Consider the following 25,265-nt stretch of genomic DNA (forward strand, 5'->3'; position numbering starts at 1 on the left):
AAAAGAAATTTTTTACGATTTTCTTTAACATATACATTATATATATATTATGAATTCAAACCAATGTTCTTTCTGCGGTAGAAAAAGAAATGAAGTACAGATGCTGATTTCTGGGCAGAACGGTTTTATTTGTGAAAATTGTATAGAGCAGGCGCACACTATCGTAAAAGACGGTGCTTCCAAAACAGAATATTCACCTGCAGATAATATGGAGGAGCTTAAAAAGCCGAAAGAAATCAAAGTATTTCTGGATCAGTATGTAATTGGACAGGATCAGGCAAAAAAACAGCTTTCCATAGCAGTATACAACCATTATAAGAGACTCCTTCATGCTAAGGATGAAAACAGAGAAGTAGAGCTTGAAAAGTCCAATATTATTATGATAGGGGAGACGGGTACAGGAAAGACGCTTCTTGCAAAAACCATTGCAAGAGAACTTAATGTTCCGTTTTGTATCGTAGATGCTACCATTCTTACAGAAGCAGGATATGTAGGGGAAGATGTGGAAAGCATCTTATCAAGACTGCTGATGGTGGCAGATTATGATGTGGAAAAGGCAGAAAAAGGAATTGTATTTATCGATGAGATTGATAAAATTGCAAGAAAATCAGATAACCCTAGTATCACAAGAGATGTTTCAGGAGAAGGAGTACAGCAGGGATTACTGAAGCTGCTGGAGGGAAGTATTGTCAATGTTCCACCACAGGGAGGAAGAAAGCATCCTGACCAGAAATATATCCAGGTGAATACCCAGAATATATTATTTATTGCCGGAGGAGCTTTTGACGGGATCAAAGAGATCATCGAAAGAAGAATGAATAAGCAGGCCATAGGTTTCAGCTCTGAAAAAATCAATAAGGTAGATGAAGATGAGTATGTATTAACAAATATTAATGCTGTCGATCTTCGATCTTTCGGATTAATTCCCGAACTTTTAGGAAGATTTCCAATCATCACTTATCTCGATAAACTCACAAAAGAGACGTTGGTAAGAATTATGAATGAGCCAAAAAATTCAATTGTGAATCAATTTGTGGAGCTTTTTAAGATGGATGGCACGGATTTGGTTTTCACAGAAGGCGCAATTGAAAAAATTGTAGAGGAAACCATGGAAAAAGGGTTGGGAGCGAGAGGGCTTCGAGGAACAACTGAAAAGGTTTTGGAGGACTATATGTTCTCGATTGGAGAAGAGAAAAATATTGTGTTAACAGGAGATAATATTTTGATTAATAGATAAAATGTTTTTTTTTTTAAGAAAAAAAATATACCTTTGCGGGTGAAGATTGTATTAACACACAAATAATTTATACAATGAGAAAAAGTTTATTTGCTATAGGTCTTTTAGCCGTTAGCTATTCTGTTCAGGCGCAGAATGTTTTATGTCACGTAGACACTAACGCTAATATGTATGTGAGCGAAGGCACCCTAGTATATAGCGGTGGTGGTGTACAAACCAGGGGTAATGGCCTTTTGGATGTACACGGGAATATTATGGTTGTAGGGGCAACCGGAGACGCTTTTAAAACAATTGATGCTGCCGGCGGAGCTAAAACCGATGGTGGAAATATTGTTTTAAGATTGAACACTCCAGCTTCCTTTGCAACTTCTACTTATGGACAGCTGTACATTGATGGACTATCCCAATCCAATATTACAGGTGTTGTAAGTAAAGAGTATAGAACAACAAATCATGGTGGTTCTACTAATCCAAATTATTTTCAACAAGTAGCATTACCTTTCTATGGTAAAGCGTTGAGTACATTATCTACTGAACTTGGTAAAACCTTTAATACAGCAAGATATGGTAATCCTATTCTTAAATGGGATAACACAACAGCTGTGTCCAATCACTTCACCAACTTAGCAACTACTACCACTGACGGTTTGGGTTACTATATGTTGAAAGTGACCAACAATGACTGGAGTGCAAGTGCTCCTGCAACAGGGAATGTGTACACCATCAACGGAGTACCTTATGCCCAGTTTGCAAGTGCAACAACGCTTCAAAATGCAGGAAATGTGAACTTCGGACCAAACGGAAGTAATAACAACGCGTATAATGAAAAGTACTATACGTATTTGGACGATTCATTTGAATTTACTACTTCTGCATGGACGGGAACATTTGGAAAAAATTTCTACCAGTTTGGAAATCCATTCTTAACTAATATCGATTTATCTAAAATAGGATATACCGAGAGTACTACGGGATCTGACGGGAATGCTGTGACAAATATCTGGGGTGTTGAATATAACCCGGGTACAATTAACACACTTCCGAATGGTTCAACTTATGCTACCAATTCCAGAGTGGTTACCTTCTTCCCTACAGGTGACGGTGTAGCTCCGGCAGTTGGAGACGTAGATTTGGTGGTTATCAAACCTATGCAGTCATTCAAAATGAAGTTAAGAAACAACACTGCTCAGACTTTAAACTTTAATACTTTAAGAAGATTTAAAGAAACAGCAAGAGCAGCGGGTACTGATTATAGTGTAGGAGCTGCAAGACATGCTAACGACAGAGGAACTATTAAACAACTTGGAGTTATCGGTCTTGATGCGAATCAAAATGAAATTGCAAGAACGTATTATGTAGTTTCTCCGGAATTTACAACAGGTCATCAGGTTTCTACAGCAACTACAGTACAGGCTTCAGCCGGTAAGAATATCATCGGTACTTTTGAAGAAGCATTAACTGGAGGGTATGATAATAACAATACAAACTATTGGTTATATATCAATGAAGCGAACGAAGATACTTTCAAAGGTAAAAATGTTAAGTTAGTAAACTACTATCAGGATAAAGTTAAGTATTATAAATTTGAGGTAAGAGAAAATGCAGAATTAATTCCTGCAGGGGCTCACCAGTTATCTTCAGGTATCGGTTTCTACTATAAAGCAGAAAACGGAAGTATACTACAGGCTAAGCAGGGAGATATTGTTCCTGTTACCAATGAAGAAGCAAATTTATATTACGGGCAGCCTAATGATGCTACTTTAGCTGCAAGTAAAGATAATAAAGCGGTATCAACATCAAGAACATTGGTGGTATACGATCCGTCAATTACAAATTATATTGTTAGATTTGATCCACAGTGGAAAAAAGCAGATATTGAAGTTTATGATATGAGCGGTAAACTGGTAATCTCTAAAAAAGCGGTTGATGCGTCTAGGGATTTTGTAATCGAGCTTAATAACTCTATTAAAAATTCTTACATAGTAAAAATTGTCTCTGACAAGGGTGAAACTGTTAACACAAAAATCTTAAAATAATCAATATGAAAACTATTAGTAAACTAGCATCCGCTTTTTTTCTTTTCGCCATATTATTGGTGAATGCTGCACCCCCGATACCAGGAGGAGGAGGAAATGGAGGAAATGGTACAGGAGCGCCATCCTCACCAATCGATATGTATGTATATGTACTTTCTGCTATAGCAATTACATTTATTGTATTCTTTACAAAGAAGTACAAAAATCAAAAAGCATAAAATTTTATTAAAATAATATTAAACTCTCTGATTAGTCAGAGAGTTTTTTTATTTTTACTCTATGAAAAAGGTTTATATATTATCTGCGGTATTAACCGCATTTTCTCTGCAGGCTCAATTTACTGTTACAGTACAGGCATCGGCAGATTTTAAAGATCAGGATGCGATTTTATATACATTAAACGGTTCAAAGGATATTATTGTTACCAAAGAACAAAGTAAGAATAATACATGGACTTTTAAATATCCCAGTAATTATATGGGGATGATGAAAGTTTATTTCCCAGGTAGTAATAATGCGGTCAATTTCATTTCTGAAAATAAAAATATCAGTGTAAAACTGGATATCCAGAATAATAAAATCAAAGATGTTTTCTATCTGGATGAAGCCAATGAGCTGATGAGCAAACAACAGGAGGGTTCACAAAAGAAAGAGCTTATTCTTCCTGCTTTAACTCAGATTAAAGAATATTATAAGGATAATACTGAGTTTGGAAAAGCTTTACATGCAGAGATCGGTAGACTTACGGGTACTTCATCTTCTGTTGATGCAGCAAATCACCCGTTTATTTCTTATTACAACAGCAATTATAGTAAGTTTTTGTCCAATTCATCCGACCCTGCTAAAAAGGTTAATCCGGACGATATCATTAATTTCCTGGATAAATCCAATGATATGCTTGAAAGTTCTTCTTTGCTGCAACCTTTGCTGATGTCATACCTGAATTCAGGTGGTAATACAAATGTAGGCGGATCTGTAGACAAGCTTTTAGACCGTTTAAAGGTAGAAACTCCAAGAGGGCAGACTGTTTTGTCTGAATTGATCGATATCTTTGATACATACCAAATGGATGAGTTTAAGAATAAGTATCTGGGGCTTGCCAAGGACCTTAAATGTACCATCAATGACAGATTGGCTTCTACATTAAAATCTAACGCTAATGTTCAAATAGGAGCTGCTTTCCCTAACTATAAATTCCAGGCACCGGTGAATACCAATGCTAAGTCACTTTATGATGTAAAAGCTGATAAGAAAATTATTATCTTCTGGTCGTCCACATGTTCTCACTGTGAAAGTGAACTTCCAAAGCTATTGGAAAAATACAATGATCTGAAATCAAAAAATATTCAGGTTGTAGCATTATCTTTAGATGTTGATAAGAATTCTTATTCCACAAAGATTGCTGCTTTTCCTTGGATCAATGATACAGAATTGAGAGGATGGAAAAGTACTTATGTAGATACTTACAATATTCATGCAACACCAACGTATTTTATTTTAGATGCTAACAATAAGATAATCAACAAACCAGACCATGTTGGCGATGTTTTAGAATATTTTAAGCTAAAATAATTTTGGAGGTAAAGAAATATTTACTATATTTGCACCACCAAAAAGGCGAGGTAGCTCAGTCGGTTAGAGCGCAGGATTCATAACCCTGAGGTCACGGGTTCAATTCCCGTCTTCGCTACAAACACTCTTGTTAATCAAGGGTTTATAAATATAGGGGATTAAATTAGGGACTATCTAATTTGGTCCCTTTTCTTTTAGGCATAGAATGAATCGATTATAATGAAAGTTTTACAAGATCCATTTCCCATCGGGATTCATTCTCATTATTTATTAGCAGCGTTTTGTTATTCGGGTTAAACTGCTTACAAAATAATAATAAAGCAAGCGAAGAGACATGCTTGATCCGCAATTGTCTATGTAATAAAACCTAACCAAAAGGTTGCCTTTGTCAATCCTAGGGGTTTATAAATTTCTTTTGGAGCTTTCGTTTGATCTTTTTAATTGACATATTTTATTAAAAAATAAAAATCTCCAACATAAATTGAGGATTAATAAGTTTATTGTGGATCTCATATCTACTCATTAGGAAAGTAGTGTCCAGGAAACTTCTTTAAATTAATTATTTTCCTCACCAAGGCTATCAGAATTTCTATATTTTTCCTTCAGTACATAATAAGCCGGATGCAGTGAGAGTTTTGAAATATCGATATCCCATAGAGGATTACTTTCATTGACGACCATCAAATTTCTGTCTGATAAATCAAATTTTTCTACAAAACAACAATAGAGCAATTTACTCATTACAACCCGAACGTATTTTCCTTCATTACTTAATGTACACGATAGAGAGTACGTTTTTTCACTATTAATGATCAATTTTTGGGATAATATTTTTTCCTGCAAAAACATAACCCTTCCTTTCGAAATCCAACCACTTAATCGTTTTACCCTACCCTTATTAGATAAAACAAATCGAGATTCAAAACCGGGAATGGGAACTGGAACCCAGTACTCTCCGGGAAGATCTTTAACTGACAAATTAAAACAGGAAGGGAGGTTGTCTTTGTCAATTATGGGCTTGCCAAGCTTCTCCCAAAGATACTTATTAAGTAAACCATTTAAGATATCTGAAGTTTTGACCATGTAAAAATCCTCTTTTTTCGGAGGATTATCTTGCAAAAACCATCGAAATGTTCCTGACGTTAAGATTTTTTTATTTATAACGTCCATAATACTTTCGCAAGCAATACCCAATTTTTTTTCAACAGCATATATACTTTCAAAACTAGCAATACACTCTCCTTCTACAGTATATTGACTGACAGGCTTCATGTAATCAACATGCACGTTTCTTGACCGATCATTGCGAAAGGAAGAAAGACGTTTTTCTTTGACTGAAATTTTCTCTAAATTACTGCTATGTTTATTAAATACGTTATTATCTTTATACGAAATCATAAAAAAGCGATCCTTGACATCAAATTTTTCAACAAAATGATAATACACCAAACGAGCAACAGATCTTGTATACTTATGACCTTCCAAAGATAATCCACAGTGCACATTATAAAAATAGACTTTAAGATAGTTATTATACTGTTTGGTAAAAAGCAACTTTCGGATTTTTTCGGAAACCCAATGTTCTACTCCTAATGATATATGAGAAAGACGGCTCAGGCTCTTAACTCTTCCGTAATTGGATATTTCATAATTTTCAAAACCTTCAATAGGCTTCCATTGTTCACCCGGAAGGTTTTCTAAAGATCTATTATATAGGACTTCTTTTACATATTGGTCTTCTAATTCTGGAGGTAGCTTCATGAGTCGGAAAATTTTTTAAAGAATTATATTTATTTGTGTTTGAGCAATCCATCGTTATTCTTTGTGCAGATTACTCAAATCTTCAAATAAATTTGTTCTCTACTTTTAATTCAGAAGTACATGGTCATTTGTTGTAGTGTATCACGGAACATCCCATCCCATTGGGTGGAACAGGCTAGATGGTATGTTTCTTTAATATTGGAGTAAGCTCTGTATTAATTTTAATTGATAGTGGAAATAATTCCACCATTGATGTAATTTGTTGTACCTGTGATCCAGCACGCTTCGGGAGATGTCTCTTGGCTTCCTTCTTGTGTCAGTAACTCAGTAAGTGTACGACCAACATTAGATGGCGCGCCTGCTACTATAGCAACTTTACCGATAAAACGATGGGCTCCTGCACTGGTTGCTATTGGATAATTTTTTGAAATTAAATCTTTCATAATGTATGTGTTTTTTATTGTAAGTTAAAGATATAAAAAAAGCATTAATTTAAATTATCCAAATTTTAGTAAAGGTTCTTTTACAACTTAGATTGGTTGATTAGTTTACCTAGCTACACTTAAAAATGTATTAACTATACCCGGATTGTTGTAAACTAACTCTAAAATCTAGAGGAACGTTTTAAGAAATTTATTCAAAAAAATTCCATTGGGATCCATATTGTTTCGCAATTCCCGGAAATCATTTATTCCTGGAAATATTTCTTCCAAAGCTATTTTTGATAAGTCTGATAGCTTCCCCCAGTTGGGACGGGCATTATATTTTTTCATGACTTCGAAAAATAATTGCATAGAAGGATGAGTTTTTTTCTCCCGGTATTCACGCACGCACATTCCAATATAAAACGTATTCTGTTGATAGGAGGGACTAAGCAATGAGTCTTCTGCTGCAGTATAACGCAGATCTATGGGAAAATGAATCTTTTGTTCAGAGCGTTCCAAGGTATCCCTGAACTCCTTTAATGCTTTTTTATGATTGTTATTGAGCATGGATAGTCCGTATTCTGATACGACCATTGGTATAGTTTCTTCATGGACTAATATTTCAAAACTATTTCCAATTTTTGTACGGGGAGTGAAAAAATAGTTCAAGCAATAGGAGTTTATTTCAGGAATTATAGAGGGGTTATGATTACTTTTTACAAATAAAGGAGTTGTTAATATATCAATTTCGATATCGCGTTTTTTTTGTTCTTCAGTGTATTGTATCCATTGATCTTTTTTATTGTACTGATCTTTCTCTATTCGTTTTGCTTTAAATAGATATACTTTATCTGTGTGTGGAAACCACCATGCTTTAAAGTATTCATAGCACCTGGCATAATCATCCATAGATTCGAGGAATTCATTAAAATCAATAACAGACTCTTCTGATTTCAGATAGAATAAAGGTTCACATTTTAAAGTCACTTCTGTAACGATCCCAAACAAACCCAATGAAATAGAAGCTGCTTCCCATAAATTGAATTCTTTATCATTAATTTTCCATAGGGTATCTCTGGTTATCTCCATTGGATCTCCTGAAGCAGTTATTATCCGTAATTTTTCAATTTGTGCAGAAAGACTTTTGTGTGTCAGTCCGCTGCCATGCGTACCAGTTGCTAAAGCTCCGGAAATCGTTTGCTTATTAATGACTCCAAAATTAGGAAATGACAATTGGTTTGTCTTCATAATAGTATATAACTCATGTAAATACATTCCACCCTGACAGGTGATGGAATCTCTATTTGCTGCAATTAATTTCCGGTGTTTTTTTAATGAAATTAAAATTTCATTACTGATAGCAATGGGAGAAAAAGAATGACCAGAGCCGACAACCCTGATCTTTTTTTTATTTTTTACTGCAAGCTGAACTATTTCAATAATCTGTTCTTCTGTTTCCGGTTCAAAATAGTTTTCAGCAAGGCAGGATTGATTTCCTGCCCAGTTATCCCAGATGTAATTATTTTCTTTAATCATTGATATCAGATGCTTCGGTAACGACAACTTTTGATTCGCTGTATGCTGATGTATTGATCCCTATTTGTTTTTCTGCTTCAACCTGCTCTTTCACCCATCTGTATGTTTTTTCTATTCCTATAGCTAAGGGAATAGAAGGCTTCCAGCCAAGTACATCTTCAATAAGTGTGTTGTCAGAGTTTCTTCCACGAACGCCTTCAGGTCCTTCGATATGTTTTAAAGGTAAATTTTTGCCAGCAATTTCCATGATAAGCCTTGCGAAATCATTCATTGATATCATTTCTTCGGAACCAAGGTTGAGGGGTTTATTATAATCAGACTTCATTATCCTAATTACCCCTTCCACACAATCATCAATATAGCAGAATGAACGTTTCTGTTCTCCATCACCCCATATTTCGAAAACTGAATCTGCAGCAGCGGCTTTACGACAAAATGCAGCGGGCACCTTTTCTCTTCCTCCTTTCCATGTTCCTTGCTCACCGTAGATTCCATGGAATCTCGCAATACGTATCTGCATTTGTGGGAACTCTTCCGAGTACTTCAAGGCTGTTTCTTCACCATATAATTTTTCAAGTCCATAGATGTCCTGTGGATAAGCCGGCCAGGCATCACTTTCTTTTAATCCAATTGTGTTTTTAGAATCGTCCTGCACATGTAAAGGGTAAACGCAGGCACTTGAAGAATAAAAATAACGTTTCACATGATGATGTCTTGCTGCTTCCAGCATATTTAAACTGATCATTGTATTATTGTACCCGATACGACTATGGTTACTTTGAATAAAACCCATACCGCCCATATCAGCGGCAAGATTAAATACCCAATCGATTCCTTCGCAAGCCTGTAGACAGTTTTTCATTATTCGCAAGTCGATTTTAAGGAATTCGTGGCAGAATTCATTAGTTTCCATGAATTCCGGGCTTTTCCAATCTACTCCTACAACATAATATCCTTCTTGTTTTAGTCGTTTTCCCAGATGGGAACCTATGAATCCACTTGCACCTGTTACCAATACTTTAATTTTGTCAGTTTTTAGAATGCGCTTAGGTTCAATTAATTGTAGAACTTCAGCAATGTAGGGGTGATGTTTGTACAAACCTTCTAATTCGGCCGGAATTGACCCGTCAATGTCAAACCATTTTCCATCTGAATGATCATGATCAAAGCCTAAAGAAATATCATCATCAATTTCTGCCTGAAAAGTAATATTTACAGTATGTGAAGAGGCTCCTTGTTCAGAATCATTAAATTCTGTGGAGAAGGTACCAAGATAGTTTGTTATTCTTATTTTATCTTCAGGGATTTTGAGTTCCAAAGCTGCTTTCCTTATGCCACACTCTTCTATTCCTTCATTTTTTAACATTCTTCCGCCTTGCATCCAATAAATGTCTTTGCTAGGTTTGTTTTTACGTTTGGTAAGGAAAGCCTTGTTGTGTTTTATAATGATAAGATCAACACAGATCAAAGGTACATTGTCGAGAATAGAGCGGTAAAGTTCAGTAGGGATCATCCCGCCGGAAGATTTTAAAATATTTCCATCTTTGTAATTTAGTGGTTTTTTTTCCATTGATTAGTTTCTTTAAGTGATTTATTATATTTTATAAAAGATTGAATTGTTGCAGAAAGAGCTTCATAAGATTTGGATTTATATTTTCTTTATAGGCATGTAGGCTTTTTTCAACTTCTTCTTTAGAGGAAGCTCCAATTATGATGGTATTCACAGCTGGATTATTAAGAATAAACTGATAGTTAAGAGCCATTAAGTTGACTTCATTTTTACAGCACCATAAATACATTTGTATTGCCTTTTCTATTGAAACATCTTTCTCTATATCATAATGTCGAATGTTGATGTCAGCTGGATTTTTACCTGAAAGTATCCCCATACATAAAGCTGATCCCAGTAAAACGGAAATATTATTCTTGTGTGCTGTTTCCAGTAACGGGCCTGCTTTGGTGGATAAAAGGTTATAATCAAGATAGGGTAAGATAGCGTCAGCATAACCAGAGGCAATGAACTGAAAATGAATATGATGATCTCTAACTCCTAAGCCAATATTTCGGATTATTTTTTCTTCCTTTAAACGTAGCAAGGTTTCCATTCCTCCATTTTCCATCATATTTTTAAATTCGATAGTTGAGGGGTCATGTATGTGTACAATATCCAGGTAATCTGTTTGTAACAATTTTAAGCTGTTTTCGATACTTTTCCGGAAGTTTTCTCCTGAATATCCTTTGTAAATAGGATGCGTTCCTGCTTTTGTGGAAATAACAAGAGATGAGCGGTTTCCATATTCTTGTAATGCAATACCAATTTTTTTCTCACTATTACCATAAAAAGGGGAGGTGTCAATAAGATTAATGCCATTTTCCAGTGCATATAATATTGTTTCTACAGCTTGTTTTTCAGAGATAGCTTCCTGGAAAAAAATATTTTCATTACAAGAGCCAATACCAGCGCCCCCGAGAGAAAGAGGGAAAACGGGAGTATGGTCAACGCTGGAAAAAGAATTATCTTTCAATTGTGATTTATTTATAATTCAAATATAATAATTTTATATTATTATTTTAAACGCAATAATGTTTATAAGTTAAAAATATAATGTAATATTTTGATTATAAATGAGTTTTATTTTATAATGACAAGCTTGCCAAGCTTAATGGATATTATCGAGAAGAACTTAAAATATGCTCTGATTTTTATTATCAGTTCTGGATTTTAAGAGTTCTTTTAGTTGACAGACTTAGTGTAAAATTGCTATGCAATGATGGTATGTTTAGGTATTATTAACTTTTAGCTATAGGAGATCAGGACGAAAAATTAAAACTATTGTATCAAAAAAAGTAACAAAAAGGAATCCGGCTCATTTCGTTGAGGGGTGGTAAATTCAATTGATATAAAATTATATGTTTTTTCTTAACTAGAATATGAATTGAAATAATGGAAGATTTTGAAAAATACATTTCCCGTCGTGATTTATCTTCATTAACTATTCCTTCAGTAAAAACGTACTCAAAAGTGGTCATAGGTATTGGCACCAATCAAGCTGGTTTATCTGTGCAATTGCTGGGAGGTATTGCAGTGGAAACCTTTAACGGAAGCCTTTCAAATAATGATTACAAGATTGTTAACAATGAGATCCTTAAAATTGGAGTCACTGATCCCAGCAAGGGTACTATAGAATTTAATACTGCCAAACCTTATGATCGGATCGTTTTGTACCTAAATTCTGGAGTTTTACTTAATGGAGGCCTTCAAGTCTATTATGCTTATCAGCTTGACAGAGTTTATGCAAATAGTGAAACTCATGTTGCTCAATGTCCCGGCTGTGCAGTCCAAAATCCACAAAACGCTGTAGGTCCCAATGAAGTCGATTTTTCAAAACTAATTCAACCTATTTCTGATAGTCAATACCCTATTCAACAATTGCTTCACTTCCAGACCCCTAGGACCTCTACTAAAGTTGTGATTGGTGTAAGCAGTGACAGTAAACCTATTGATCAGGTAATTGGTGGATCCTCTAATTTTGGTGTTTCTCCAGTAAATAATGGTGCTCTATCTGAATTACCTTTTATTCAACTAAAAAAAGCCCCTCAAAACCCTTATTACGGTACAATAGAATTTATAACAACCGATCCTTATAATGATGTTTTATTGAGTGCGAGAAGTTCTCACTTTTCTGAAGAATTAAAAATTCATTATGTCTGTCAGGAGAATCTTTATAATCCTGCACTTTCTAACAATACAATGAAAGCTGATTCTACAGAAAAAGTCCTAACCTTATTTCCTAATCCTACAACAGGACAAATTACCCTAGAAGGAAATATCGTTTTAACGGATGCCGATATTTTCATTAACAATACTCTTGGAAAAGAAGTTTTCCGTTCGAAATTCAGATCTAAAACCATTGATTTGCCAGCAACATTACCCGGAGGGGTGTATATGCTTACCGTGCAAACTAAAGATAAGGAAATCTATACTCATAAGATTATTCTGACGAGGTAAATTTATGGAGTCAGCTGGGCTTCATGTTTTTATCATTATAGATATATGCTCAGATGATAAATGAATTATGATTAAAAAAGTTAAAATTATTTAAAGACAGAGGCAACTAAATATAGAGACTATAGCTCCAGATTATAGTCTCTAATTTTTCTATGAAATTTATTGTTTTGGATATCTCATTTCATGATAAATCTGAATTATTTGGTTTCTCTATTTTGTTCCTCATGAAAATTACAGTTTAAACAATATTAGACATAATCAGTTAACATAAACTATGATAATTGAAATAATTAATATTTTTTGGTCAATAACAAAACTTTGTTTTTTTTGAATAAAACTAAATACCAAAATTCTTCAAATATGAAAACACATTTGTTCTCAGGTTCCTGTTTTACAAAAACAGCCCTGCTAGTCTCTTTATTGTACCTTATGAGCAGCTTGTTCTCTGCACAACCCAGCACTTATGCAACAAGTGAAGCCCATACCGTCTCTGCCCCTTGTCTGGGCTGCAGCATTCAAAATCCACAAAATGCCGTAGGCAACAACCTAACCAATTATTCTTCTTTAAAGATGGGAATCGGTTTATTGGGAAAAGTAGAGAAAACGCTCATATTCCCGGCAACCAGCTTACAAAAATTAGCAATCCACATTGGGACAGGTAATGGCGAACTGACAGCGGCATTGCTAAGCGCAGCCACCATAGAAACCATGAACGGAAATGTTTCCAATGGGGACAGCAGGATCATAGACAGCCAGATCCTAACCATTAACGCAGGACCTGGTGACAATGGAGTGATCCAACTCAGACCTTCCAAGTCTTATGACCGGGTTAAAATAAGCCTCAATGCAGGAATTCTTAGCCTGAATCGTGAATTGCGAATTTATTACGCCTATCAGTCGGCTTTTGTCACACCATGCGCCGCCATCCTACCGGGTGATCCTTACCTTTATTATCCTTTTGATGGAAATAACGAGGAAATAATCAGAAATTTGGATCTTTATCCTTCATCTCCTCCTAATTCATTTCAAAATAGTCTGGTATGCGGCAAGGCCCTCATAATTCCTTCCTCCCTTTCAGAAATATTAGAGTCTGAACATCTTCCAATGAATTATGAAAAAACGATATCTTTCTGGGCAAGCACAACGAGCGGATTAACTCTAGGTATAGCTGATACAGAAATTGATATAACATTAGATTCAATTAAAGTAAGAGCATTTGGTCCTGGTTATCAAGTGTCTAAAAGAGTACCAGTGTATACTAGTACCAGCCTTCATCATTATTCAATAACCGTTCTACCAACATTCCGCACCCCTATTGAGAAAACGCTCTGTGAACAACAGGGAGGAACTTCTTACGATTGTTCAGTACCAACAAAAGAAACAATCTCTATTTATATGGATGGAGTTAAATGGTCTTCCTTTCCTCTTATTATTCAACCGGACATCAGTGCTCCAGAGCCAGATGATCAATCAATAATACTTAACGCTTTCCCTTACAGCTCAACCATTATTGATGAACTTCTTGTATATGATGAGGTGCTGCCTGATGAAGTACTCAAAAATTTACCTTGCGCTTATAACCTACCACAAAACTGTCCTTCAGGAAACCCTGCCCCATTAGTATCTGCAATGAAGACCACTCCTGCTGAAAATATACTTACTCTATCTCCCAATCCAACGAAAGGACGAATCATACTGGATGGAAATATTCCTATAGCAGGAACAGAAATTTTTGTTAATAATACTTTTGGGAAAGAAGTTTTCCGTAAAAAATTAAATTCCAAAACAGTTGATTTACCAGCTACATTACCAGAAGGAATCTACCTTATGACCCTGCAAACTCAGGATGGAAAAGTATATACCCATAAAATTATCCTTACAAAATAAAAAGATAACAGCATATGATGAAGACAGGCGATTTAAGCCTGTCTTTTTCATTCTATAAAAAAACAGATACTATCATTTTTTGCAACCAGATACTTTTCAACCATAAATCGAAAATTCAACGTAGCCAAAAGTTACAAAAGTGTTTATTTTGAACACTTAAGCTGGTTTAATATGCTACTGTATAAAAATTCACATAAGATAAAAGTCTTTGATTTTTCAAAAACTTAAGTGTACTTAATATATACAAAACATTCTTTCGTACTCTTGATATTATACAAAGTAGATTATCTTTTAATTTTTCAAAATATTATATATATTTCTTATATTTAACATTAACGAAATAAGGAGGAAATAGTTTTGACATCAAAAGCGAATACTCTAAAAGTAAAAATAAACACAACAACATATCGATGGAGAAAAAAATTATGCTCTTTCTCTTTCTTATCATTTCGAGTTTCTCATTTTCTCAAAACTTTGATTTTGATAGCAAATACAATTATGCGCGCTATCTAGCTTCTAAAAATCCGGATAGCTCTGAAATCGTTTTGAATAGTATTATAGATTCAGCACGGAAACAAAAAGAACCTGCCTATCTTGCGAAAGCCTATTATTTGAAATCATACAACTGTTATTTGAGATCAGACGCCAAAGGAACGCTTGATTTTGCCCAAAAAGCGCTGACAGTTTCCAATGAAGCAAATTATGCACCTGGAAAGGCTCTTGCATATAAAATGCAAGGAGCTCAATATGCTAAGTTGGGACTTTTAAAAGAAGCTTTTGAAAGCCTGAATAAAGGGTTATTTGAAATAAAAAGTAATAATACTGATGAAGGACATGAACTGAAAGGAATGCTTTACAATTCTTTTTTGATTCTTTTAAATCAGAATGAATACCAAAAGAAAGAATTCTACTCTACAAATGCTATTAGGGAGTTCCAACTGATTAAAAACAAGACCAGAAGAAATGAATTATTAATTTCTGCTTATACAAATTTTGGTTATATTTTATCCGAACTAAAAAAGTTTGATAGGGCAAAGTCTTTTTTTGTTAAAGCTCTTGCACTAGCTGGTAAGGATAATCATTACCTAAGATCTAATATTTTCCATGATATAGGATTTTCATTTGATCAGCAAAATAAATCTGATAGTGCCGTTTTTTATTATCAAAAAGCTCTAAAAATTGCCAATCAATATGGATTTAATGAAAAAAAAATAGACATTACTGAGGATCTTGAAGAGGCTTACAAAAAAATGAACGATCGTCAAAATGCTGAAAAATACAAACTGAAAAAGCTTGAACTTAAAGACAGTATCTCCTACGGTCAAAAAATGGTCGTCAATGAAACTCTTAATCAAAAAGAAGAGAACTTTAACCAAAAATTGGGTGAAAGTTATAAAGTGTCAAAAGGTGTGATTATTACTTGTTTAATTCTCCTTTTTCTTTTAATTATCTTTATTTTTTATATAGTAAGGCTGAAGAAAAATCATAGAATTCTTGTAAAAAGGATTTATGAGAAAGGAATACCTACTGCTTCTTATGAAGAAATCTCTCCTGAGGAATCTACTCAAGATCCAACTCCTATCAGCATTCCTGCAGATCTCAAGATTTCATCTGCTTCTGAGGAAAATATACTCAATGGTTTAATGAAATTTGAGAAAAATCTTGATTTTAATAATAAAAACGTTTCACTTTATAGTCTTTCTTCTGTCTTAAATGTGAACTCAAAATATCTATCGGCTGTCATCAAGAAGCACAAAAAGCTAAACTTCAATCAATACATCAATCACTTGAGAATCAAATATGTTATTGATCAATTAAAAAATGAACCACAATACCGTAAATATAAAATTAATCATCTTTCTGAAATTACTGGATATTCTTCCCATAGTGCTTTTTCTCTTGAATTTAAGAAAATTACAGGAATGCATCCTTCAGCTTTTATTAAAGCACTGGAAACAATATCTTAGATAGTATTTACTCTGGTTAAATTATACTTTATCTGATTTTATTTTATTCTTGGCAATTCTATCAAAAAACTTGTTTGATGGTAGTGTGCCAGCTTTACCAAAAGCCTCTACTCCTGTGTATATTCCTACAATAGCATTTGACAGTTTTTGATAGACAGTATTTGAAACATAATCAATCCAATCCTGTCATTTCAGATTAGGTTCCCTTCTGTTCTATAGATGCTACCTCAAACTCTCAACTGCAAATTGATTTGTATTATACCAAGACCCTCCGGCAAACCAAAAGACGTATTCATGATTATTTCTCGTTTATTTTTGCGCATAATTTGCTATCTGTAAACATTGTATGTTACGATTATAGATACAGGAATATTTAATGTTCTAGGCTATAAACTTAATAAAGAAAGTACATTAGAAAAATTTCACATGAGTTTTATTTCAACATATCTCAAAATCTGTTAGATGTTAAACTTTGAATAATCTTTTCCATTTTGTTATTGTATTTCTACTGATATTAAAATGACTAGCCAATTCACCGTTATTATAACCTTTTTCCTTTTGAAATCTTAAAATATCTAAAATTGACGATTCATCATAAAAGCGATGTTTTTTATTGAATTCAATTTCATCATCTTCTGTACCAATGAAAAGTATTTTATCTAATTGAAGAATATCTTTTATTTTCCATTCATCTTTTGCCAGGATAGCCTGACATTTTTCCCACTTATCAGGATGTTTTTTCTCTATTATATCTTTATAGATGCATTTGTAGTTGGGACGGGATACTACTTTTTGTACTTTTTCATCCATGTATACAAAGTTGTTTTTGGTATTCTATAATCTTCTATAATCTGTTTTCTAGTTTTTGTACCAGACTCAATGAGCTCTAATATAAAATTTATTATTCCTTGAGTATATAAGCTTTTTTTAAATTCAGGGAGATTTGATATTTTGATATTTGAAATTTTATTTTTTCCCAATGATGCAGGAGGAGAGAACAAGATCAGATGCTGAGAATAAATTCTAAAAAAATCATAATCAGTTAATTTGCACCATTGTAATAGTATATTTGAATCGAGGCTTTCAGATAGATACATCTGATCAATTTCTTTGATGCTACACTTAAAAAAATTACTGATTCTTGATATTCCAATTTTTTTCTCTTCCACACATTGCTTGATTAAAGAACCAATATGTATTATTTTAAAAGATTCCATGGGCTTAGTATTAAATTAATGTAATTACCTCTCTTATTTCGTATTATATACTATATTAAATTTGTATTTTTGATGGGAAAAGAGAGGCAATCCATTGTTATAAAATTGATGTAAAGTTAACAGGCATAGCCAAAATTTTATTCTCTGAACTTACATTAGGAGAAATTGCTGGATTCCTTATCCTCATATTAACCGGGTTTTGCGCTGAAGGGACAGGAAATGCACTAATTCCTTGTAAACTTGCTTTTAGATAATATGTTTTACTTGCCTCAGGCTGTCTAATAAATAACTCTCCATAGATTAAAGTACTTGTAGCTGGTCCATTAATTGTTCCACTTACCAGATTTCCTCCCTTTACATTACTATCGGATGATGATTTGTAATTTGAAGACGTTGTGTCGGAAGATAGAATCATTCTTATCCACATGGCTTGTCGATTCGTTAGCGGTACCCAATTTCCTGATGAATTTTGAGTCTCACCTTGTGCATTCAGGCTAAATATAACTAGCCAATCTCCTTTGGGAAGAGTAATGGATGTTCCGGTATACATTGCAGGGGAAATGGATCCTGCTTCAGTAGTATCATCTGTAATACTAAATGTAATATCTGAGGGTTCTGCTTTATAGTCTGCCAAATGTGTTGTTCTGGAATCTTGTATTTGCCAAGAAGCATTTCCATACTCATCAGATACTAGTGTTTTTCCAACTAATGGCTGGTTTGGATCTCCTGATTCAGGCTCATATCTCATTGTTCCTTTCACGTGTAGTGTTTCCTTTGGGGTTGCTGTATTTATACCAAACTGCCCATAAAAAGATTGACTTAATATAAAAGTTAGGGGTAGAAATAATTTTTTCATTTCAAATAATTTAGTTAATAGGAATAGCATAAATTTGATTCTGTTTTTCAGTGGAAGCTCCAAAATTTATAAAATTTTCTAGACCTCCTATTTTCTCAATATTTGCAATCATATAGTAGGATTTGTTAGTTGATGTATTATTATTGATTATAATATTTCCTAACATTAAGTCATAAGGAAGGGGGGCAACTAAAGCTCCTTTGAAATATGCCTGCCCAGATGTTCCTGAATTTGCACCTTCAATATCTAAAGACGGATTTACACCTCCTATTACATCCGAAAATGTTGCTCGTCCAATTAAAGCTTTATTACTTCCAGAAAGAGAAGTTGAAGCCTTCAATAACACAACACCTGTAACGATCCATCTTCCTGGTTGTAATGTGATTATTATACTTGTTGATTGCCATAAAGGATAAAGAGTATTAATACTCGTACCAGTAGTTAAGGGAAAGATCTGAACTTTTCTAAATTTATTAGTAGCAACTTTTTCAAATGTTCCCTTGTTATCAGAGCTTTGTATAGTATAGTTGGAAGAAGATGTATTTACATTATCTTCAATTCTTAAAATATAAGGATTTGATGTTTTCACATGTAGTGTAGCAGTAGGTGATGTAGTACCTATACCTACATTCCCACTTTGCCCTTTAACAATAAGTGCAGCACATGATAGTGCTATAATATATAATAGTTTCATTTTTTAGATTATTTTAAAAGTTATTCAAATGGAACTGCATAAATTCTATTTTCTCCCCAATAACTGGCAGAAAAACCATAAACTGAGTGAGAACCTCCTGTTCCAACCGGAGTTAAGGTTCCCCACAGATAATAGCTTTTAAGATTATTGGTTTGATTATTTAAAAGTATATTGCCTACAAGCATTCCGTAGATATTGGGCCCTTTACATGAACCTGACATGATGGTTGCTGAATTTGGCAGATAATCTGATGTTGGACTACTTGACATGTTAGAGTCTGTAAAATAAGTCTCTGCTACAGCGCCAGCGGTTGAATCTCCTGTAAAAGCAGCGCTTATTAATTGTGACATCTTTACAATCCACTTACCAGGAGGTAGATCAATCCGTCCATTTAAATAACGAGGAGTTGTAAAAAATGTATTTATGCCGTTATTGGTTTCAATAGTGCCAAGTAAAGGACTAGCAGTACTTACTGACCACTTCATCGACCCATTATTAAAAACCTGTAACACCTTGCCTATACCCTCTGAAGGATTTTCTAATCTTAGTGTTCCTTTAACGTGTAATGTTTCTTGTGGTGAATTTAACCCAATGCCTACCTGTGCATGAACAAAGAAACAAATAAACAAAGACCCGCCAATCATTGCACTTTTTGTTGATAACAATTTTTTCATATTTTCATCATATTTAGTATTTATTCGAGTTTATTCGAGGATAAAAAATCTGGGTGTAAAGGTAAATTCAAAAGAACTAGGGATGCAATACAAGAAAAGTAAAAGCAATATGAATGATTATAAATAGTTGTATTTGTGTATGTTAAGTTGTTTTTAATAATACTAAAATTCCGAATTTTGATAAATTATATGGGGATTTCTTTAAGAACTCCTGGCTTAAGAATATCTCCTTTTGACTTATGGACACTAAAATATCTCTAGAAAATTGAATTAAAATTTTCCCTTTTGGCAAGTTATCTTACATTTTCAAAAAAGCAAAATGTTACTGCTTAAGAAAAACTTAAGAGATATATAAATGCGTTTAATCCGGATTATTTAAAATGATAAAAATGCTAGGCACAAAAAATACAACTGTGTTTTTTTAAAAAAAATTTCAGTCCTTCATCTGGAACTTATAAATATTTTCTAAAGCTAAGGCTAGAAACAAATATTGTAAAACGCATTGCTATTGATGACGTGATTGAGAAGTTAGAATTTTAGCAGTTTATGAAGATTTCTGGCAAAATATCGAATACTTCTCCATACAACTTTCAGGAATCTTATCATTGCCACTTTGGCTGTCAGTCTCAATTATTTCAAACATGTTTTCAGGGCTCGTAAAATAGTAAACTGATTTATTTTTTCGGGCATCGTATTTTTCACGGATTGGAGAAAATGGGTAGAAATACGTAATCTATTTCCACAGATAATTTCTAGCTTTGAAATATCAATAATCATTTTTATTGATCCTCCGAAACCCAATCTCAGGTTTTACTCGTCATGTACTATCTGCATATTTTAGATTAAAATAATTTATTCAAGATAAAAACTATAATAAAACTTAACACCATGAAAACATTTGACACCCCAGCCTATCAGGCAGAAAAAGATTTTAAAGACAATCCGGCTTTGAGAGAAAAGCTTCATAATGCATGGAGTAATTACGTTAAATACTGTACAGTAAATTCGATAATGGGAAATCCATGGTCAAGCACGTATGATCATCCCAGAAGCTGGTATTACAATCCATTGGTCACTCCTTCGATACCTAATGAAAATAATACGGTTCCTATACAATGGAATGCTTTCCCAAACAGAATCAATCACTATTTTACCACTCTTTTTACCGATAAATTTGGAAAGCAGGATTATGAGGATAAATTACATGAACTGGCAGATATTGGTCCTATTGCTTTTGGGCAAAAATATAATATGAAGCTTACGGTTCCTAGAAACCCGTGTGATCCTACTGATACAGGAACTAAAGCTTTCGGACCTTCAGGACCCAGAGGATGGCAGGATGAATATTGCGAATGGTCTGTAACAAGAGACGAGAGTGGAGATATCATTGCTGTTAATTTTACACATGAGAATCCGGAATATTGGTTCCACATGTGGAAAATCTCTCCGGATACGGTAGTGTCCCTGTATCAGGAAATTCTTAATAATGAAAATGTTCAGAAAGAAGATCTCTATCTGCTGGACAGTCATGGAAATCCTGTTATTGTAAGAGAAACCGGGCTTCCTGCCTATAACCCGATCAATAAATGGAATAATGGACCGGATGCTACTTCTTCAGGAGGTGGGGCAGTGCATCTTACGAGCCCTCCCAATTCATTAGGAGCAGAAATATATCTTGGGGCAGCAGCTACCATACTTAGAGTGGTAAATGGAAAGGTAATAACAGATGCGAATACATTGATTTGTGCAGCTCAGTATGGACAGATCTACAGAAACAGTGATCCCCGTATTGGGCAGAACGTAAACTCATTGGTGTATAACCATAATGTACAGGTATCTTTAACGAACCCAATTGCATTGTATGGACAGATCCCTCATTTTGATCAATTTGAAATGCCAGCTACAGCCAATTATAAAATTGAAGACTGTTACACTGTAGTAAGAGGTGCTTTGAAGAATAAAGGAATTACTTATTATCCTAATAATATGTTGCTTCATACAAGGTTTTCTGTACCTGCTGATGCGAACTTTAAACTGAGTGATATATTGGTGAATAAGAAACCGCTAAAATGGGGCTCCCAGATTGCAGATACTTTTTTTGTGCAGCTTGCCGGTACAGGATTGAGTCCTGCACAGGGGCAACAGCCTGAAAAATTTCCTCCGGTGGGAATACCAGCCACCACACTTCCGAGTGTGCAATATCTGTTGGATAATAATTTGCTACAGGCCAGTCTTTACAATAAACTGAATACTTTCTCAAACCTGACTTCCTGTATTACCCAGGTTGAGGCTGGAACGACCACAGAAGGAATTGCAGTCCTGGCTAACGGAGCTATTCAGCAAACCGGTTTTGATTTTGGCCCGGGGGTTACAGTTGCAGTAACGGATTTTCAGAATCTGGATGAAGATACACAGCTTTTCCTCATTAGTATAACAACAGATGGTGGGGTGGCTTTGGGAGAAAAACCGCTTACCCTGTATAATAATGCTTCAGATCCTGGATTTGCATTATCAGGAGTATTGGAAGTGGTGGCAGCAGGATCGTTACCTAAAACAGATAGTACTCCAAACCGTACATTACTTTCCAGCCAGCAAATAGAACAGGTTAAAAAGATATTAAAATGAAAGCTTTAATTTTAATATGGTCACTTGCCATAGTGAGTATAGTCTCGTGTGAATCCAGTAAAAAGGATAAAAAGCTAAACTCTGCAACGGGGTTTTCGAAGAAAGTAACCAGTGAAACGATTTTCTGTGGAGCTTATTGTAATCCACCTGCAATTAGTTATGAACTGGCTGCAGATTCTACCTGTGCCCACAGTTCCCAGGAAGTGCTGAATTGTTTTGCCTGGAAAAATTTTATAGCATTAAACTGGATCGCTTCTGCCCAGCGCGGTATTCCGGATACTACAGCAACAGCTGCTAATTATGGGATGCCTGGGGATTACAGCCCTACAGTATGGGAAAGTTTTTTAAGTATTGATGATGTATTTGCTCCTAAGCCCCCTTTAGCATGGAATCTTAAAAGTAAAACAGGCTATATAAAGAGAATTAATGAGATCAATAAATTTACGGATATCATTTCAAGTCTTCCTAAGGCTACCCTCAGAGCAGCAGTAGGCAGTAGCAATGTAGATGAAATCATGCAGGCTGAAGGCGCCTGGCTTACTGATCAGAATGGAAATATAGTTTGGTATGAAATTAAAATAAATAACCTTGAAAGTGATTTTATCCGGCAAAATAAACTCTATGATTATGATAATCTGAAAGCTTTTGGTACAAAAAATAATGGAGTCTGGCTGCCTAATGAATCTATAGAATTAAAAGCAGCATGGCGCGTAATTCCTGACGATCAATTGGACTCCCTGAAAAATTACTATAAAATATCCAAAGCTATGGTGCCGGAAATTAAAGGATTTAACGGGAAGAAACCTATCTATGGGAAATATACACAAAAGTATCTCGGATTGGTCGGTTTGCATATTATCCGTAAAACTCCACAGTCTCCACAGCTGAACTGGATGACTTTTGAACACGTCAATAATGCTCCCGGCCCAGGACCTGCTGATCCTTCTGTAAAGTACAGCTTTTACAATCCAAACAGTAAAGATCCGGCCAATCAGTCTCCGGTTCCCGGAAAAGACAGTTTAAATAAACCGGTTCAGGTGGTAAGGGTCAATAGAATAAGTCAGAGTGTTCAAAAACTGAATGCCCAGATGAAACAGCTGATCAGGGCCAGTAACCCGAAATCGGTATGGCAATACTATCAGCTTGTCAATATCCAATGGCCGGAAAATCCGGTTGCGGATAAAGATAATAACACGCAGACTCCACTTATGGAAGGAGGGGTAAAACCCAACCAAATCTCAAATACAACTATGGAAACCTACGCCCAGAGCAAACAATGTATGGACTGTCATAAAAATGCTCCTGTGATTGGTACCAGTATACCGACAGATTACAGTTTCATCTTTTTAAAAGTGAAGCCTAAGAAATAAATTTAATATTTACACAGTCTATAAAAATTAAACCCGCACATCTGCGGGTTTAGTTGTATGGTTAGCTTTGATAGCCAAGTAATTTTCTAATCTGGTAGAAGAACCTTTCAATAAGTCTTAAATCCTGAGTTACAATTTCAGCACTTCCTCTAAGCTCTTTATCAAAAGTAAGCGTTTTGTTATAGCTTGTTTTTAATCCTTTGGGCAAAACCACATCTACGTAGTAATTACCTTTATCATCAGGGATCAGGGAAATATTCTGAACTTTACCTTCTATAATACCATACTCCTGGAAACGGTAATTATCAAGTTTAATGAGAACTTTCTCCCCAGGAATGATCTTTCCGGAGTTTACTGTAGGAACAGACATTCTACCGACTAATTTTTCCTTATTCTCCGGAAGAATAGATAGGATAGGGTCTCCTACCTTTACAAACTGATTTTCTCCGAAAAACTGCTGGAAACTGGCGATACCATCCGTAGAAGAGATCACAAGAAAATTTTGTTCCCATTGTTTTAAAGATTTACGTAGTTGTTCAAATAATTGTAGGGTTTGAGAAGAATAGGTGATCTTATCTTTTTCCGTATTGATGGCAGTACCGCTTTTGGTCTTATTAAGATTGGAGATGCCTTCTTCCATCTGAGATATGGAAATGTTAAGGTTTTCAATGTTCTGTTGGGCCTGAATATATTTTATTTTTTCATTTTCAAGCTCCAAAGAAGAGATTACCCCTTGATTAAAAAGCTCCTGAGATCTCTGGAAGTTTTTCTTAGTAAGGTCATATTTAGCTAGCTCCAGATTTTTTTGTTGCTTCAGGGTAGATATTCTTCCTCTGTTTTCAAGAATACTCTGATTAGCGGCCAGGTTTTCCGGTGCATAAGGCTGAAGTCTTGTAAAAAGCTCCTCATCCTGAAAAGCTTTTGCAAAATTATTATAATCCCCTTGAAGTTCTCCAAGTTTAAATCTTGAAGTTACAGAAAGAGGAAAAGTGTAGAGTTGATTAGGCGCAGTAGAATCTACCAGCTTTTTCAGCTCCAGTACATCTTTATAATTAGCAGCTGACTGCATCACCATCAGAAGATCATTTTTCTTTACTTCCTGATGATCTTTAATAAAGATTTTTTCAATTTTGGAACTGGTCCTTGCCTCTAATTTTTCCGGAGGATTTTGAGAAGTTACAATAATGGGAGCCGGAACAAATTCCGGGTATTTTATAATGTAGCTCATCACAAGAATGAGCAGGAGAATAACAAAAATAATGGTATTACCCCAACGTATCATCCAATGTGGCGGCTGGGTCAGGATATCCTGTACGCTTTCTGAGCGGAGTTCTATATTGTCTAAAATGTCTTCTTTCATGTTTTAAAGTAAAATTTCATCAATGTTCCGGGAGAAACA

General features: G+C 34.7%; 20 protein-coding genes and 1 tRNA gene. 10 read left to right on the forward strand and 11 right to left on the reverse strand.

Annotation, left to right across the window (positions count from 1 at the left end; genetic code table 11):
- Positions 1-49: 49 nt before the first annotated feature.
- The 5 genes from clpX (at position 50) to DRF57_RS20080 (ending at position 4,963) form a co-directional block, all read left to right on the forward strand.
- Positions 50-1,237, forward strand: a complete 1,188-nt coding sequence (clpX, locus tag DRF57_RS20060; RefSeq protein ID WP_047496693.1) for an ATP-dependent Clp protease ATP-binding subunit ClpX — start codon at positions 50-52, stop codon at positions 1,235-1,237.
- Positions 1,238-1,311: 74 nt separating this feature from the next.
- Positions 1,312-3,273 (forward strand): T9SS type A sorting domain-containing protein, encoded by a 1,962-nt coding sequence (locus DRF57_RS20065; protein WP_047496690.1) that lies wholly within the window; start codon positions 1,312-1,314, stop codon positions 3,271-3,273.
- Positions 3,274-3,278: 5 nt separating this feature from the next.
- Positions 3,279-3,491 (forward strand): hypothetical protein, encoded by a 213-nt coding sequence (locus tag DRF57_RS20070; protein WP_047496688.1) that lies wholly within the window; start codon positions 3,279-3,281, stop codon positions 3,489-3,491.
- Between the two features lie 61 nt (positions 3,492-3,552).
- Positions 3,553-4,845, forward strand: coding sequence for a TlpA family protein disulfide reductase (locus DRF57_RS20075; RefSeq protein WP_047496685.1), 1,293 nt, complete (start codon positions 3,553-3,555; stop codon positions 4,843-4,845).
- Between the two features lie 44 nt (positions 4,846-4,889).
- A tRNA-Met gene (locus tag DRF57_RS20080) sits at positions 4,890-4,963 on the forward strand.
- Between the two features lie 437 nt (positions 4,964-5,400).
- Here the strand turns inward: DRF57_RS20080 and DRF57_RS20085 are convergent.
- The 5 genes from DRF57_RS20085 to DRF57_RS20105 form a co-directional block, all read right to left on the reverse strand.
- A complete protein-coding gene (locus DRF57_RS20085; RefSeq protein ID WP_047496682.1) occupies positions 5,401-6,606 on the reverse strand; it encodes an NUMOD4 domain-containing protein in 1,206 nt (401 codons plus the stop codon).
- 221 nt (positions 6,607-6,827) lie between these two features.
- The gene (locus tag DRF57_RS20090) at positions 6,828-7,049 is read right to left on the reverse strand and encodes a hypothetical protein (RefSeq protein WP_047496681.1); all 222 of its coding nucleotides are present in this window, start codon (positions 7,047-7,049) and stop codon (positions 6,828-6,830) included.
- A gap of 168 nt (positions 7,050-7,217) precedes the next feature.
- Positions 7,218-8,567 (reverse strand): D-arabinono-1,4-lactone oxidase, encoded by a 1,350-nt coding sequence (locus DRF57_RS20095; RefSeq protein ID WP_115920494.1) that lies wholly within the window; start codon positions 8,565-8,567, stop codon positions 7,218-7,220.
- Positions 8,560-10,137, reverse strand: a complete 1,578-nt coding sequence (locus DRF57_RS20100; protein WP_115920496.1) for an NAD-dependent epimerase/dehydratase family protein — start codon at positions 10,135-10,137, stop codon at positions 8,560-8,562. Before DRF57_RS20100 ends, DRF57_RS20095 begins: the two co-directional genes overlap by 8 nt.
- 31 nt (positions 10,138-10,168) lie before the next feature.
- Entirely contained in the window at positions 10,169-11,092 is a 924-nt protein-coding gene (locus tag DRF57_RS20105; RefSeq protein WP_047496677.1) for an aldo/keto reductase, read from the reverse strand.
- Between the two features lie 419 nt (positions 11,093-11,511).
- Here DRF57_RS20105 and DRF57_RS20110 point away from each other — a divergent pair, with 419 nt between their 5' ends.
- The 3 genes from DRF57_RS20110 (at position 11,512) to DRF57_RS20120 (ending at position 16,430) form a co-directional block, all read left to right on the forward strand.
- A complete protein-coding gene (locus DRF57_RS20110) occupies positions 11,512-12,576 on the forward strand; it encodes a T9SS type A sorting domain-containing protein (RefSeq protein ID WP_047496674.1) in 1,065 nt (354 codons plus the stop codon).
- Between the two features lie 360 nt (positions 12,577-12,936).
- Positions 12,937-14,463, forward strand: a complete 1,527-nt coding sequence (locus DRF57_RS20115) for a T9SS type A sorting domain-containing protein (protein WP_047496670.1) — start codon at positions 12,937-12,939, stop codon at positions 14,461-14,463.
- A gap of 410 nt (positions 14,464-14,873) precedes the next feature.
- The gene (locus DRF57_RS20120; RefSeq protein ID WP_115920498.1) at positions 14,874-16,430 is read left to right on the forward strand and encodes a tetratricopeptide repeat protein; all 1,557 of its coding nucleotides are present in this window, start codon (positions 14,874-14,876) and stop codon (positions 16,428-16,430) included.
- Positions 16,431-16,895: 465 nt separating this feature from the next.
- On the opposite strand, the gene DRF57_RS20125 is transcribed toward DRF57_RS20120, so the two are convergent.
- From DRF57_RS20125 to DRF57_RS20145, 5 genes are all read right to left on the reverse strand, one after another.
- A complete protein-coding gene (locus DRF57_RS20125; protein ID WP_047496661.1) occupies positions 16,896-17,240 on the reverse strand; it encodes a hypothetical protein in 345 nt (114 codons plus the stop codon).
- Positions 17,216-17,647, reverse strand: coding sequence for a transposase (locus tag DRF57_RS20130; RefSeq protein WP_047496658.1), 432 nt, complete (start codon positions 17,645-17,647; stop codon positions 17,216-17,218). The genes DRF57_RS20125 and DRF57_RS20130 overlap by 25 nt, the downstream gene beginning before the upstream one ends.
- A gap of 97 nt (positions 17,648-17,744) precedes the next feature.
- On the reverse strand, positions 17,745-18,503 hold the full coding sequence (locus DRF57_RS20135) for a hypothetical protein (protein WP_123863363.1): 759 nt from the start codon (positions 18,501-18,503) through the stop codon (positions 17,745-17,747).
- A gap of 10 nt (positions 18,504-18,513) precedes the next feature.
- Positions 18,514-19,197, reverse strand: a complete 684-nt coding sequence (locus tag DRF57_RS20140) for a hypothetical protein (protein WP_047496653.1) — start codon at positions 19,195-19,197, stop codon at positions 18,514-18,516.
- Positions 19,198-19,217: 20 nt separating this feature from the next.
- Positions 19,218-19,871, reverse strand: coding sequence for a hypothetical protein (locus tag DRF57_RS20145; RefSeq protein ID WP_123863364.1), 654 nt, complete (start codon positions 19,869-19,871; stop codon positions 19,218-19,220).
- An 888-nt stretch (positions 19,872-20,759) separates the two neighbouring features.
- Here DRF57_RS20145 and DRF57_RS20150 point away from each other — a divergent pair.
- Positions 20,760-22,496 (forward strand): hypothetical protein, encoded by a 1,737-nt coding sequence (locus DRF57_RS20150; protein WP_115920500.1) that lies wholly within the window; start codon positions 20,760-20,762, stop codon positions 22,494-22,496.
- Positions 22,493-23,866, forward strand: coding sequence for a hypothetical protein (locus DRF57_RS20155; RefSeq protein ID WP_115920502.1), 1,374 nt, complete (start codon positions 22,493-22,495; stop codon positions 23,864-23,866). Before DRF57_RS20150 ends, DRF57_RS20155 begins: the two co-directional genes overlap by 4 nt.
- 61 nt (positions 23,867-23,927) lie before the next feature.
- Here DRF57_RS20155 and DRF57_RS20160 read toward each other — a convergent pair whose 3' ends face one another.
- Complete coding sequence (locus DRF57_RS20160; RefSeq protein WP_115920504.1) at positions 23,928-25,226, reverse strand: HlyD family secretion protein; 1,299 nt, start codon at positions 25,224-25,226, stop codon at positions 23,928-23,930.
- Positions 25,227-25,265: the final 39 nt, after the last annotated feature.

Source organism: Chryseobacterium rhizosphaerae, assembly GCF_003385455.1.
GTDB classification, from domain to species: Bacteria; Bacteroidota; Bacteroidia; order Flavobacteriales; family Weeksellaceae; genus Chryseobacterium; species Chryseobacterium rhizosphaerae.

Bases quoted from the DNA above. Each gene is read 5' to 3' on its own strand.
- DRF57_RS20070 (WP_047496688.1), top strand. From the start codon at position 3,279: ATGAAAACTATTAGTAAACTAGCATCCGCTTTTTTTCTTTTCGCCATA.
- DRF57_RS20075 (WP_047496685.1), top strand. From the start codon at position 3,553: ATGAAAAAGGTTTATATATTATCTGCGGTATTAACCGCATTTTCTCTG.
- DRF57_RS20095 (WP_115920494.1), bottom strand. From the start codon at position 8,567: ATGATTAAAGAAAATAATTACATCTGGGATAACTGGGCAGGAAATCAA.
- DRF57_RS20145 (WP_123863364.1), bottom strand. From the start codon at position 19,871: ATGAAAAAATTGTTATCAACAAAAAGTGCAATGATTGGCGGGTCTTTG.
- DRF57_RS20085 (WP_047496682.1), bottom strand. From the start codon at position 6,606: ATGAAGCTACCTCCAGAATTAGAAGACCAATATGTAAAAGAAGTCCTA.
- DRF57_RS20100 (WP_115920496.1), bottom strand. From the start codon at position 10,137: ATGGAAAAAAAACCACTAAATTACAAAGATGGAAATATTTTAAAATCT.
- DRF57_RS20115 (WP_047496670.1), top strand. From the start codon at position 12,937: ATGAAAACACATTTGTTCTCAGGTTCCTGTTTTACAAAAACAGCCCTG.
- clpX (WP_047496693.1), top strand. From the start codon at position 50: ATGAATTCAAACCAATGTTCTTTCTGCGGTAGAAAAAGAAATGAAGTA.
- DRF57_RS20135 (WP_123863363.1), bottom strand. From the start codon at position 18,503: ATGAAAAAATTATTTCTACCCCTAACTTTTATATTAAGTCAATCTTTT.
- DRF57_RS20120 (WP_115920498.1), top strand. From the start codon at position 14,874: ATGGAGAAAAAAATTATGCTCTTTCTCTTTCTTATCATTTCGAGTTTC.
- DRF57_RS20090 (WP_047496681.1), bottom strand. From the start codon at position 7,049: ATGAAAGATTTAATTTCAAAAAATTATCCAATAGCAACCAGTGCAGGA.
- DRF57_RS20130 (WP_047496658.1), bottom strand. From the start codon at position 17,647: ATGGAATCTTTTAAAATAATACATATTGGTTCTTTAATCAAGCAATGT.
- DRF57_RS20160 (WP_115920504.1), bottom strand. From the start codon at position 25,226: ATGAAAGAAGACATTTTAGACAATATAGAACTCCGCTCAGAAAGCGTA.
- DRF57_RS20140 (WP_047496653.1), bottom strand. From the start codon at position 19,197: ATGAAACTATTATATATTATAGCACTATCATGTGCTGCACTTATTGTT.
- DRF57_RS20110 (WP_047496674.1), top strand. From the start codon at position 11,512: ATGGAAGATTTTGAAAAATACATTTCCCGTCGTGATTTATCTTCATTA.
- DRF57_RS20155 (WP_115920502.1), top strand. From the start codon at position 22,493: ATGAAAGCTTTAATTTTAATATGGTCACTTGCCATAGTGAGTATAGTC.
- DRF57_RS20125 (WP_047496661.1), bottom strand. From the start codon at position 17,240: ATGGATGAAAAAGTACAAAAAGTAGTATCCCGTCCCAACTACAAATGC.
- DRF57_RS20150 (WP_115920500.1), top strand. From the start codon at position 20,760: ATGAAAACATTTGACACCCCAGCCTATCAGGCAGAAAAAGATTTTAAA.
- DRF57_RS20065 (WP_047496690.1), top strand. From the start codon at position 1,312: ATGAGAAAAAGTTTATTTGCTATAGGTCTTTTAGCCGTTAGCTATTCT.